7 protein-coding genes and 1 tRNA gene are annotated in these 12,528 nt (G+C 57.2%); all 8 read right to left on the bottom strand.

Features of this window, described 5'->3' with window-relative positions:
• Positions 1-19: 19 nt before the first annotated feature.
• Positions 20-973 carry an O-methyltransferase gene (locus ACSQ3D_RS06715; protein ID WP_436126332.1) on the bottom strand — a complete coding sequence of 318 codons (954 nt, stop codon included), beginning with the start codon at positions 971-973 and terminating at the stop codon, positions 20-22.
• A gap of 2 nt (positions 974-975) precedes the next feature.
• Positions 976-2,532 (bottom strand): ATP-binding protein, encoded by a 1,557-nt coding sequence (locus tag ACSQ3D_RS06720; RefSeq protein ID WP_436126333.1) that lies wholly within the window; start codon positions 2,530-2,532, stop codon positions 976-978.
• Entirely contained in the window at positions 2,462-6,694 is a 4,233-nt protein-coding gene (locus ACSQ3D_RS06725) for an Eco57I restriction-modification methylase domain-containing protein (protein ID WP_436126334.1), read from the bottom strand. Before ACSQ3D_RS06725 ends, ACSQ3D_RS06720 begins: the two co-directional genes overlap by 71 nt.
• Positions 6,691-9,831 (bottom strand): DISARM system SNF2-like helicase DrmD, encoded by a 3,141-nt coding sequence (drmD, locus tag ACSQ3D_RS06730; RefSeq protein ID WP_436126335.1) that lies wholly within the window; start codon positions 9,829-9,831, stop codon positions 6,691-6,693. The genes ACSQ3D_RS06725 and drmD overlap by 4 nt, the downstream gene beginning before the upstream one ends.
• Before the next feature lie 20 nt (positions 9,832-9,851).
• Positions 9,852-10,310 (bottom strand): very short patch repair endonuclease, encoded by a 459-nt coding sequence (locus ACSQ3D_RS06735; RefSeq protein WP_436126336.1) that lies wholly within the window; start codon positions 10,308-10,310, stop codon positions 9,852-9,854.
• 24 nt (positions 10,311-10,334) lie between these two features.
• Positions 10,335-11,375 carry a DNA cytosine methyltransferase gene (locus ACSQ3D_RS06740; RefSeq protein WP_436126337.1) on the bottom strand — a complete coding sequence of 347 codons (1,041 nt, stop codon included), beginning with the start codon at positions 11,373-11,375 and terminating at the stop codon, positions 10,335-10,337.
• A gap of 26 nt (positions 11,376-11,401) precedes the next feature.
• Positions 11,402-11,632 (bottom strand): helix-turn-helix domain-containing protein, encoded by a 231-nt coding sequence (locus tag ACSQ3D_RS06745; protein WP_436126338.1) that lies wholly within the window; start codon positions 11,630-11,632, stop codon positions 11,402-11,404.
• A 752-nt stretch (positions 11,633-12,384) separates the two neighbouring features.
• Positions 12,385-12,461 (bottom strand) — tRNA-Arg (locus ACSQ3D_RS06750).
• Positions 12,462-12,528: the final 67 nt, after the last annotated feature.

The raw sequence follows: 12,528 nt of genomic DNA on the forward strand, positions 1-12,528 counted from the left end.
GCGTCCTCAATTCCGAGGATTAAAGCTCGATCCGCGAGAAATGCGGATAGATACGGTAGAACTTCTTGAACACATCGAACGGGTTCTCGCCCATGTTTGACATCGGCAGGTCAAAACCCATCTTGGCCCGGGCGTCGTCGTTCGATTCCATTGTCAGTCGCTCCAGCGTAGAGAGCGCAGGCAAATCGACCCGATGCGGCGCGTCGGTCGTCGCATGGAACTCCCATGCCTGTACCACTTCCTCAATGGTCTTGTCGTCGTTCTGGCAGACCACGAGGGCCGCCGTCACCATCGCCTGCCCGTCGGCGTAGTGCGTGGCCAGTGCCCAGACGATACGGCGATCTCGAAAACTGAGAACTTCCTTTTCAACTGCCAGCTTGAGCGCATGAAGCAGGCTTTTCCCGAAGTTCTCTTGCTTCATCCCATCTGCAATCAGTCCATGCGGGAAAAGTGCACCGAGGCGCCTTTGGAATGCCTGAAGTCGCCACTCCATAAGCTCTGCTTCTGAAAGATTTCCGTCCGGCCTGCCGAGTGAGCTGGGATTTGCATTTAGAGTAATCCGCAAAACGCTGCCGATCGGGACGGTGCCAATGGTGCGCGCGAACCGCTCGATCTGTGAGGTGATGCCCTTGGGTTCCGTGTAGTCGAACCAGATGATCGCGGGTGAATCGAGATTGGTTTCGTCAAGATAGTCTTCGAGACTCTTGTGAACGCACTCGATTGAGGCGATAGGACGATTGAACAGCTGGCGCTTGTGAACCTGCTCCTCCGTCTCGATGCAGGTCATTTTGGCGATGCCGACCCGACCGTGGATCAGCCGGAAGTCTTCGAGGAAAGGCCCACCCAGGCCGACATAGTGGTAATTTTCGAGCGCGAGCTTCGGAGCAAGGCGCATCAGCAGCGAAAGGAACAGCTCACGATCCACGGCTTTGTTGGGCCGTAACCGGTATGGCAGCGACGATCCAGCACTCATCGTCAGCTCTCCTGCTTCTTGGCCTTGGTGAGCTGCATCTCGAAGCACTTATCGCCGACGATGCCAGCCTTTTCATCCGGGTCATCGAACAGCAGCTTGGAGACGAGCCGAACTTCCTCGGCAGGACGCGAAAAGACGATCTTCCGGGACGATGGTTTCTTGTCTTCCGGCTCTGGCAAAACCTTCGCCTTCAGTGGGTTGAATTCGATCGTGTCCGCAATCTTTCGCGTGGCGCTGCGAGCGGACACGACCTCAATGGCGCGACTCAACGGCATCGGCTTGGCAGACTCCCAATGACTCGACTGATCGGCGCGCGGATGGTTTTTCCACTGGTTCGTGTACGAAATCCAGATGCGCATGCCCTCTTTCATCTTGACGAGGGATTCCAGCCAGACGTTCGACGAGGTGTCGAGTGCACGCTTCGTCGTCGTTACTGGCAGTTTGTCGGCGTGTTTGGAACGGAACTCGATGATGCCGGTGATGATGGCGAACTGCGGGTGGTACAGCGGAATGCCGTCGCCCCAGCCCGTCAGACGACCTTTATCTCCAACGATGACCGCACGGTCGTTGCAAAGCACCGTCCAACCCGCAGTGGCAGACGAGCGGTCACGTTCAAATCCCGCTTCATCCTCATCATCATCTCCAAGACTCTTCCCCGTGTTGAGGCCGACGGTGATCGAGACGAGCACGCCATCTATCGTCTTCTGGTAGATGTAAGGGGCAGGACTCTTCTCGTCTGCCGAAACGAGCACCTCGACACGCACGGGCTCCACCAGTGTTCCATTGAGTTTTATCCTCAGGCCCCACTGGATGAACATCGTGAAGTGTTCCGCTATAGCGGTGCGCACTTCGTTCTCAAAGGCTCTGTTGGCGAAGTGCCGCGAGACGCCTTCATACAGGTCAGTGACGTGAATCTTGGTGCCGGGCTCGTCCAGCCTTTCCTCTGCCTCGGTCGGTTCATTGATGGGAAGCGGGTCCCAGTTCTTCGCATCCAGCCATTCCGATGTGATGGGCACCTCGAACGTATCCTCGCCATGCCGAGTTCGCACCAACGCGTTGCGCCCCATCTTGAAGATCGCGCGCTTCATGCCGACGCCGTACATGCCGATGGTTTCGGCATCCGAATCGCGCTCGTCATCGGGTTCGCGCCCCATCTTGAACGCGTAGTTCTTGGCGACATCGCGTGGGATGCCGCCACAGTTGTCGGCGATGGAGAAGTGGTCGTCGGCAATTTCGATGTCCACGAAATGCTTGGCGTATTCGACGCCATTCCCGTTGGCCAGCCGCATTGCGCCATCGAGGCAGTTGTCGAGCAAGTCGAGAATCGCATCGGCGAGGCTGATGTCACGCGTGAGCATTGATACGAAGAACTGCTTCGTCGGGCTCGCCTGAGCGGTATCAGTGCTTGGTTTTGTCATGTGTTGACCTCCCTTTTTTGATGCGCTTCGGATCGTGTTGGAAAGATTCCGTGCGACGACGGCTTCCATTTCATGATCCGCTTCCTTGTTTGACGCGGTAACGTGTGCCTCGCTTTTCCCCTTGCCGTTCAACTTCGCCACTCGCAGTCAGTTCAGCAATTGCGCCACTCCATTCCCTTTCCGAAATCCCAGCACCGATGACGATGTCAGCCTTGGCATGCCAGCCAGGCCGCTGCTTCAGAAAATCTACGACAGAGAGGCTGCAAGGAAGTTGCGTACCGACTTCACTCGCGATACTTTCGAAATTAAAATCTGATTGCCCGGGCAAAGAAGTTCGAGTGGTAGTTAATGCCTTCTGTTTCCTTTTGGTTTCAGGCGGAGCATTCTTCGCATTTAGCAAGACAAGACGCTTAATTAACTCTCTGCGGGAGTCTTCTGATATCGATAGTCGGGTCGCCTTGCCTTGTTTGACCATTTGATAGTTGGTGCAAATGTCGCTCCAGCCATAGTCATCCATGACCTTGCGATCCAAAGCCTGATGCATTTCCCTCAATCTATTTATATCTGCGGAATGGTGTTTTGGATCATGAAACTCTTCGTATATTGAATTGCTTCCGCAACCCCTTCGCTCCATCAATTCTGAGCGGAAGGTCAGGAGCTGGCCGGCGACGTTCGCCGTCTCATCCGAAACATTCAATGGCCAAGGCAAAGTCGCCCAGCACTTCGAGGCTGTATAGCGTAGAGTTTGACCAAGCGACCCAGAAGTAAAACGCGCCCAATACTCATGCACAGAAGATTGGAGAATTGCAAAATCAAATTGCGATTCACTATCAAACAATTGGACTCCGTGGGCATACAAACTAATGGTTGATACTTTGTGAACCACGAAGTAAGCGGAGACAATCGTCAATGCAAAAAATTGCTTCCGTTGACGTGCGGCTTCAAGAAATCGCGTTCGCTTGTCCCAGTGTAGCCAAGGACGGCTTTCATGAACTTGCCTAGTCTGATTCCGGCGCTCGTATGAAATTTTTTCAGATAATTCGTCAATGATTTCGTGGCATCCATCGATTTCAGTTTTATTTTTCTCTCCGAAATCGATTACATGTTGAGTGGACGTGTAGGATGGTGTGTCATTCAAGATGTCACCATTCACAAAAATTCTCAGGTAATTTTTGATTTCTGGGTTTTTCTGCGCCAGCGGCATAACTTTGTCACCATCAATCACAAAGGCCTGTCCAAATAGATTGACGCCTTGCGACGTTGGAAACCTTGGCCCGATAAGACGGATATCTCCCGCGTGGCCAGCAGCGTCGAGGCCTTGTGATATTTCTTCGACGCATTCGTCGTCAAGCAGCCTTTTGCCTTGCCAAGACCCATTGAATCCATAGATCATGGAAATAGAGACCGCTGCCACTCCTGGCCATGGAACTGATTTGTAGGCTCTATAAAGCGTTATGCCGCTTGCGATAGCAGGCCTGAGTGCGGCCTCAGAATTTACTGTTTCGGAAAGACTGTTTGTTCCAATTAGGCCAAAGCAACCGCTCCGACCAATTATTTGCATCGTCGCACGCCGAAAGAAAAAACAGACGAGATCTGCTGGTCCCGATGTGCCGAACGTCGTTCGGAGGTATTCCGGATAGTGGATCCCAAGCTTTCCCGGCATTTGTCTTCCCCCCAAAAACGGCGGGTTGCCGACAATCGCATCGAAGCCGCTTCTAGGACCAACGAAAACCTCTGGAAACTCAAGCGGCCAGTGAAAAGGTCGCCGCGCCGACTTGTTGGTGGGCATATCAATTGAGAGCGCAGCAACCGATCGACGGCGCATCGATTCCAGTGCACTCTCGTCACCGTCGATAGCTTGTCCAGCCTGAATGGCTAGAGACGCGAGTGCGTTTTCTAGTCCTGCGCTATGGCCACCAGACTCAAACACCTCTCCTATGAATGCATCGCAGATGCAGTCCGGTACTTCGAGTCTGCGACGTGCAGCAGCGTCCAGATAGGCCATGGCCTCCACGTCGTGGATGTCGCGAATGGGCATTTCACGTAAACGCGAGCGGAGTTCGATGGCCTCGCATACTGCTTGCTCAATGTTCTGGCTGAAAAGGCGCAGTTGGTCTTGACCCGAGGGATTCATCGAAAGCTGGGTGAGTTGATCCAGCCGATGGATTCCTAACAAGCTGTCGCCGCAGCGCAGGCTGTGATCAAGGAAGCCGAAAGGGCGATCCTTAGCCAGCGTTACCAGCCAGATAGAGAGCTTGGCCAGCTCGACTGCCAATGGGTTTAGATCGACGCCATAGAGACACCGTTCTGCAACGAGGCGACGAGCGGCGATGGTGCGTGCCTCGGTATCGCGCGGCAGCCTCTCGACGTTGGCATTGGTATCTGCCAACAGCCCATCGACACCAATCATCTTGCCCTCCACCTCGCACTGCGCCCAAGCTTCCAGCAACCGGTCGGCCAACCATCGGCAGGCTTGCACGAGAAAAGCCCCCGAGCCCATGGCTGGATCGCAGACTTTCAGTTCGAGTAAGTCGGCGGGCGATCTCAGTGCCCAATCCACGCGTTGCCTTCCCTCTACCGGGCCGATGTAAGCGATGGGTGTGAGTGTCTCGGCGACGATCGCTTCGGTGAGCGATTTCGGCGTGTAGTGGGTGCCGGTTTCGCGGCGATCGGAGCCGGTGGTGACGATGAAGGCTCCGGCTGGGTAGATCAGCGGATAGCCCCAAGGATCAGTGCGCACCAGATGGCCGAAGGGTTTGATGCGGTCGCGCAGTTTTTCGTCGTTGTTGCAGGCAGTGAGCAAGCGACCGGAAAGTTCATTGTCGAGAGACTTATTGAGATCGTTGCGCACACGGCTGGCGGAACTGCCGGAACGCTGCTGGAGCAGTTCGGCGAGTCGCTCGGCACCGTCCAGCCGTGCGGATTCGAGTTCGGCCAGCGTGACCCAAGGCGACTGGGCGCTCTTGGTGGCGTCGAGTTCCAGCGTGACCTCGGCGGTGCGCTTGACGGTGCGCTCCAGCAGACCCTCATAGACGTAACCGATCTGTTCGACGTCCAGCGCCCGGTAGGACAGCGTGCGCCCCTGGAACTGCTGGATGGCTTCGAGCAGCAGCAGGACGGTGCGGTTGTCGATTGGCAGGGGCTTGGCGACGTCGATGCGCCAATCGGAGCCTTTGGCCCGGCCTTCAAGGAAGGGGAAACGATCCGGATCGAACAGGGAGCCACCCAGCGCAGGCAGACGCAGGTTTTCGTGCTTGATGCCACCGTACACGGCGCGGAACACGGCCAGCAGGCGTGACCATGCGTCCCAGCGGCGCTCTAGAATTTCATCCGACTCGGCGCGCAATTGCATTCGCAAGGTCGAGAGCGCGTAGTTGGCTTCGTAGCGTTCGTCGCCCAAGAGCAGCAGGCCACGCTCCTCAGCGGAGAGCAGGAAGACCAGCCGCATCATCACCGTCAGCGCGGCTTCGTAGAGTTCGGCTTCCTTCACGCCGCGCAGCAACTCGCGGCTGCGGTCTTGGTCAGCCTTGTCGAGCGCCTGGATCAGCACTTCGACGGCGCGACGCACTTGCTCGCCAAGGGCGTCCGTAACTTCGTCCTGAAACTTCAGGGAGCGATCGAACAGTGCGGGTAGTTGTTCGGATTCATCGACAAAAAAACGACGAATGCCGAGCAGGTGTACGAATGCCTGCAGGGTGATGGGCTCCTGGCTCCAGATGCGGGCATACCAGCTGGCAAAAGTGGTAACGGCACCGACCGGGGCATCCACCACCATCCAGCGCTCGCCGTTGGTCACCAGCCCGAGGCGGCAACCGAGTGAGCGACACAAAGCAACCATGCGATCGGCGGGTATGGCGGCCCAGCCGTCCAGCTTCAGTGTTGCATCGAGATCGACTTCTTGCGCATAGGTCTGGATCAGCATCAGCGGCTTGTTGGCGCCTTGCTCATCGACTACCGCAAGATCGGGCGACAGCGTTACGCCATGTTCGGGCAAGCTGGCTTTGAGGTTGGCGGCGCACCAGTCGGCGCGCTTGAGAACGTCGCCTTTGCCGTCTTCATCGAGCTCAAGGCCACGTGACAACACCTCGTTGAGCCAGGCCACGTGCAACTCAGCAAATTGCGCGTCTTCCAGCTCCAGCGCTTCGCGCCATTCCTCGTAGGCTTGGCGCAGACGTTTGCGCTTGGTGGCATCCAGTTCTTCCAGTCCTTGTGGGAAGGCTTCCTTGAGAACGGGAACGGCGAGGAACGGGCCAGAGATCTCGATCAGCGACAGCCAATCATCGTGCACGCTGGGAGCACTCATGCGGCACCTCCCTGAACAGCAGATGCAGGCACCAGAAAGATGACGGCGACCGGGAAGGTGCGGTCGTTCAGTTTGGCGTAGCGGGTTTCGATGGCCTCGGCCTCTTGTTGGCGCTCGGCTGGAATGCGGGCAAGACGCGCCTCCAATGCGGCGGTGTCGCGCCTGAGTTGTGTTCGTTCGTCTTCGGTGAAGAGTGATAACTGCGCAGGTTGCTGATCCTTTTTCAGCTCAAATTGGATGGCTTTCTCAAGCTCATCAAGCACGGTTCCAATGTCGGCCACTTCTTGCTGCTTACGGGATTGCAGGGTGTTGGTCAAGAACTTCAGCCGGTCTTTCGAGCGGGCGTCAACCGCCTGCAGGATAGAACTTTGCTCACGGTCGAAACGCACACGGATGGCATCGAACAAAGAGTCTGGGGCTGTCAGAGGTTTGGCTTGATCTAGCCATTGCTGGACTTTGGTGACGCCTTCCTCACGACGGAATGATTTGTCGCTCAGATAGCCCCCGGCGACCGTTAGTTCTTCGTGGAGACGATGATGGTTGCCACCCGTGACGACCAGCCGCGAGATGACGACCACAGCAGGCCCATCGATCAGTGCGTCCGGCACCGAACGCACCGTGACACGGTGCAGCTTTTTCACATCGTCCTGCGCCCAGACCTCGGCGCGCAGCAAGCGCAGGCACATCTGTACCAGTCTGTGATTCAGGTGAACCAGCACTACGTCGTCACGCCCGGTGGCGACGGCATGATCGAAGGTAATGGGCCGAATTTGCAGTGTGTGGGGGTGACGCAAGCCTTCGAGGCAGCGCGCCCACGAGCCCGACAGCGCGGGCATTATGAATACAGTGCCAGCAGGGGCATCAGGCAAAGCAACGGGCTCTAGTGGCGGGCGGCCTGCCAACTTGAGGCCCGTCTTGACCGCCATCAGGATGTGCTCTGGCGTGAGGTGAAAATCCTGCTGCGTGGTCAGAAGCCGTTCGTGCAGCTTGGCGACCCGGTCTTTCAGTTCGCGCTCGGCGCGCACGAAGCGTCTGGCCTTGGCTATCTTGCCTTCAGCAAGGCGGGTGTCGAGGTCTTTGAGTGAACCTTCGATCAGCCCTGACATCTGCGGCGCAATGACTGGGTTGACGCTGCCCATGTCCGAACGCATGGATTCGAGTTTACGCAGCGCCCGGATGATGTCGTCACCGTGACCGCCGATGGTTGCCTTGCCCTGCTCGCCGCCATCGACAGGGTGCCAGATCAGCACTTCCTTTTGGCGCTGACCGTGTCGGTCGATACGACCGTTGCGCTGCTCCATCACATTGGGGTTGTAAGGGATCTCTAGATGGATGAGGCAGTTACAGTGGTTCTGTAAGTCGATACCTTCGGATGCGGCATCGGTGGCCAGCAGGATTCGCACCGCCGAATCTTTGGGCGATGTCTGGAAGGCCGCTTTGACTTTCTCGCGCTCGTCCTGCGCCATGCCGCCGTGAAGTATGGCCAGACGATCGCCACCGAAATCGTGACTGGCCAGGATCTCGTGCACCCACTGGTGCGTGGTGCGGTATTCGGTGAACAAGATGACCCGACGATCATTCCACTGACCATCGGTCTTGAGGTTGGCCGTAAGCCAGTCGAGGACGGCTTTGGCTTTGGCATCGACCTGATTCTTGGCGGTTTGCGCCCACGATCTCAGTTCGTTCAGCATTTGTTGCTGATCTGCCGTCAGCGATTGCGCACGACGTGAAGCCTCTTCGACGGCCTCTGACTGGGCGTTTTCGACCTCTTGGTCGTTGGCGTAGTCTTCATCGACTCGCAGGATGGCCTTGCGCAAAATGCGGTCCGCCATTGCTTCCTTGTCCTTGCGCTGGTGGCCATTGGCCAGACTGGCAATGTGCTTCTCGAGGGTGGACGCGAAGGCGGCAGGAGAAGAAAAGAGCCGTTTCTTGAGCAGTTGGTTCACGAACGATGTGCCGAAAGCATTTCCTGCTTTCTCTGCGTCCTGTTCCCGGCTCGCGCAGTAATCGTTCAGCTTCTGGTGAATGACCCGCTCTTGTGTAGAGTACGAGGCCAGCAACGCCTGCAGCTTGCGCTGTGCATAGAGCGGCTTGCCTTCCGCATCGACCAGATCGCTCTTGAGGCGACGGATCATCACCTGACTCAACTGCTTTTCATCGGGCAGGATGTTTCTGGCGAAGCGTTGGTCGTCCAGCAACTCCAGCAGAGAGGTGAAGGATTCCGTGTAGCCGTTGTGCGGGGTTGCGGTGAGGAACAGGCGATGTTGGAAATGCGGGCTGATGGAGCGAATGAAGCGCGTCCGCTGACTTTCCAGCGCGTAGTTCGCACCGGCAGCGGGGGCGATGTTGTGTGCTTCGTCGACGACGAGCATGTCGAATTTGCGTGGATAGCTGGTGTGCGCTGGCAGAACGTCGCGCATGGCGCGCAGTCCTTCGCCGCTCTTGACCCAGTCCATGGATGCGATCAAGCGCGGATGCGAAGTCCACGGGTTGGCGTGGATGCCGCGTTCTCGGCGCAACTGTTTGATGTAGGCCGTGTCGACGACTCGGAATTCGAGGCCGAATTTCTCCAGCGTCTCGACGCGCCACTTCTCTTGTAGTGATGCGGGACAGACGATCAGGACTGTGCGGGCACGGTGCCGCAGCAACATTTCCTGGATGACAAGACCGGCCTCAATGGTCTTGCCCAAGCCGACGTCGTCGGCGATGAGCAGATTAACGCGGGCCATGTCGATGGCACGCACCAGTGGGTCGAGCTGGAAGTCCTCGATGCTGACGCCGCTACGGAACGGCGCTTGTAGAAAGCCTCTGTCCGCATTGGTGGCGGCACCCCAGCGCACGGCGTCTAGGAAGGCCTCAAGCGTGTCCGAATCATCCTGTCCTGTAATGGCGGGCAGGCCCGCGCGTTCGATGACTTGAGCGCCGGGTTCAATCTCCCATATGACTTCAAGTTCCTCACCCAGAGCATCCTCGTCGATAGATGAGAGCTTCACGGAGTTCTGAATCGCGGAGGACGAGTCCAACATGGACGTCTTTACGTCTGCCACGATCCACTGGCGTCGCCGCACCTCGACCAATTGACCAAGCTCGGGACGAGCACTGTAGATCTGATGCTTCGGTTCGTTCGCAATTTCCATTCGAGCTGCCAATCTTTCTGTTATTTTTTCTTGTGAGCACTAACCGGCGATTCGCAGCGCCTTGCTTTTGCGGCGTTAACCGTCTGTGCGACTGCAGCTGCAGCTGCAACTGGAGACTCATGCTCCCAGAATCGCAGTACCGTCCATCCCAGTTCAAGCAGCCTTGAATTGGTATCCGCATCCCTGAGCCGGTTCGCCTCTATCTTCTGCCGCCAAAACTCCGCGTTCTGCTTCGGCCAAGTTGCATGTTGCGGACAACCGTGCCAGAAGCACCCATCGACGAAAACTGCGATGCGTAATCCAGGGAGTGCGATGTCGGCCACGCGCCTTGGCTTCTCGAGCACCACGAAGTTGACGCGGTAACGCATGCCATTTCGAAAGAGTTCCCGGCGCAAAGTTATCTCTGCCGCGGTATCCTTTTGCTTGACCTTGGCCATGCGACGGCTAGTCTCAAGCGACGAGGGTGGAGCGCGTTCCATTGATGTTGCGCAGTCAGAGGGCGATCAGGTCGAGACCGATGCGATGTGACCGTTGATGCTGCGCGCGATCGCCCGCCCGAGATCGACAGGGACTGCATTTCCGATCAGTCTCCCAAGTGCGGTGAAACTGACCTCGCCACCCGGCGGGACGAACGCATATTTTCGGGGAAAGCTTTGCAGAATCGCCGCTTCGCGCAGAGAGATGGCGCGGTCTTGATCCGGGTGCCCGAATCGGCCATTGCCGAATCCATAGCACTGAGTGGTCATGGTGGGCGCAGGCTGGTCCCACGTCATCCGTCCGTATACCCCAGGATAGGTACGTCCACTCTCTGCCTTATGGCACTCGCTCACCAAGTGCTGTGGCCAATCTCGCCACGTTCCACCAGGCCTTGATGCCCTAATGCGCTGGAGGTTCTTGGGTGATAGAGACGACGATGCATGAAGACGGTCTCTTGGTGCCATTTCGCCGGCACCAAGGGCTCTCAAGCGGCCGATGGCCTGCCGAACGGTTTTGGGCCGTTCATGCGTCGGTGAGATCATCTTGATCTCACCATGCTTCGAAGCGAAAAGGACCATCCGCCGCCGCATCTGCGGCACACCGTATTTCGAGCTATCCACCACGTCAAACCACACGGTGTATCCAAGCCGCTTCAGGGTATCTACGAAGTCATGAAACACTTCGTGCTTGGCGACTGTAGGGACGTTCTCCATCGTGATGATGTCCGGAGATGCGCCTTGCGCGAGACGCGCGAATTCATACAACAAGCCCCATTTGCCGTCTTTCCCATCGACCTCATAACGCTGCGCGTAGGTCGAAAATGGTTGGCACGGTGCGCAGCCCGCCAGCACTGTCAGTTCGGCGTCACCGAACAGATTCTTCAGCTCTTCGGTCGTGACTTTGCTGATGTCACGTTCAAGAAACTGTGCGTGGTTGTTGGTGACATAGGGATAGCGGCAGGCTGGATCCACATCGAGTCCTGCCACGACAGGTAGGCCCTCCAGCACGAAGCCGTGAGTGAGTCCTCCTGCTCCACAAAATAGATCTACACAGGCAATTTTCTTCATATTTGTCTCGCGCTGATTGCGGGCATTCAGGCGACGTCTACTGCAGGTTCTCCCTCATCGGGAACGTACTCCAACAGTTCTGCCACGCTGCATTGGTAGTGTTTGCAAATCGTGTTGAGGGTTTCGATGTCCAGCCGCGATGTGGTCTCGTGGTACAGCCCCGAGACAGTGTTACGCGCCAATCCGGTTGCCCGTATAAGGTCAGCCAATTTTTCTTTGTTCTCACCAAGCAATCTTGAGAGGTGGATCCGGATCATGCGTCGCCTCATCGAAAAACAATAAGCCAGAGAAATGATCAACTAGTCGATCATTTTTCATTTCAAGTTATCTGCAAGTTGATCTAGTTGATCAGCTAGGGCAACATTATGCGCATGAAGAGCTGCGTTGAGTGCGATGGAGGTGCTTCAGAACGACATTTCGATCGCATGAGAGACTTGTCATCCGCCTGAGGGCGATGGGGCATATCCATCGGCAGCGCGTTTGGGCTATGGATTTGAGTCGCGGTGTGCCCAGGAAGCACAGTGTGAAGCCAGGGGGCATTTTGGGGGGCGGCGACGGGGCAGTAGGGGGGAGCCAAGGGGCACGCTCTTGGTGCTGACGGTTGAAAAGGACCCCGGAAACCCCCCTGACACCCCCCATTTCCGGTTCGAGCCCCATCAGCCACCCCAAATCAGCAAAGCCGCTGCAACTTTCAAGGTTGCAGCGGCTTTTGTCTTTGGGGCTCCTCTGGCAATGTTTTCCCGACTCTTGCATGGCGTCGCTGAATGCCTGGCTTGATCTGGCGACGCCGGCGCCAGCTGGCCGGGTCACGGCAGGTGGCCGCGCTGCACTGCAACGGCGCGGGTTCTGCCGCAGCACCAGGGGCTGCCAACGCATGAAGCTTTGCGTGCGCCCGACACCGCGGCCTGAGTGATTGGCGCAGTCTCGCCAATGTGCGCGGATGGTTGCGCAGCCGCAGTCACTCCCATGGGTGAGGCGACGACGAAAGGATGACGGCCAATGAAATGAGTGGCCTGCCCGGAGGGACTCGAACCCCCGACCTATTGCTTAGAAGGCAATTGCTCTATCCGGTTGAGCTACGGGCAGATGGATGGGTGTCGGCCGCAAAGGCCGAAGCGCTGGCATGGTGCGGGTCATACATTGAGATTGCCCT

Origin of the sequence: Acidovorax sp. LjRoot117 (genome assembly GCF_964252695.1) — a bacterium.
GTDB lineage: Bacteria > Pseudomonadota > Gammaproteobacteria > Burkholderiales > Burkholderiaceae_C > Acidovorax.